The organism is Photorhabdus namnaonensis, from assembly GCF_001684335.1.
Taxonomy (GTDB): domain Bacteria; phylum Pseudomonadota; class Gammaproteobacteria; order Enterobacterales; family Enterobacteriaceae; genus Photorhabdus; species Photorhabdus namnaonensis.
Genome location: NZ_LOIC01000070.1, coordinates 167,524 through 168,002, shown reverse-complemented (window position 1 = coordinate 168,002; position 479 = coordinate 167,524). Strand labels below are relative to the sequence as shown.

Genomic DNA, 479 nt, shown 5'->3' with positions numbered 1-479 from the left:
GGCCGCCCACTTCGCCATAATCCATTGCCAGATACAGCGACTGCCCGCGCAGCGGGGTCTGCCAGTCCAGTTCGTTGCGGCTGTACCAACCCCGATCAGCGGATAAGGTCAACTCGCCATCAAAACCGCGCACCGTCCAGCGGCCGCCGATTGAAAATCGATCCTGGGGCGTCAATGGGCTGGCGCTTATCTGCCGCAGATACTGGGTTTGATAAGAAAAAGGCTGAGAAAACAGCGTTAACGGCCCGGAAAGCGTTGCCGAGAACTGGGTGATTTTAGGCAAGGCGGTCCCCTCATTGCGGTACTCTTCCGGTGCCGGTTGCGCGCCAAACCAGCGCATGCCCTGCTGGTAAGTCACTTTGGTATCCAGCGTCGCGCTGCCGATAAAGTGATGATGGGACAGCCCCAGCTTCCAGCCCGCGGTTTCCCGGCGCTGAACATCGACTTCGGTCTTATCAATAAAATTGCGCGAAGTCCGG

Annotated in this window: 1 protein-coding gene; it reads right to left on the bottom strand. The window is 58.5% G+C overall.

Features of this window, described 5'->3' with window-relative positions; all coding sequences use genetic code 11:
• The coding region (locus Phpb_RS26870; RefSeq protein WP_240492540.1) for a ShlB/FhaC/HecB family hemolysin secretion/activation protein at nucleotides 1–479 on the bottom strand (479 nt) is incomplete at both ends.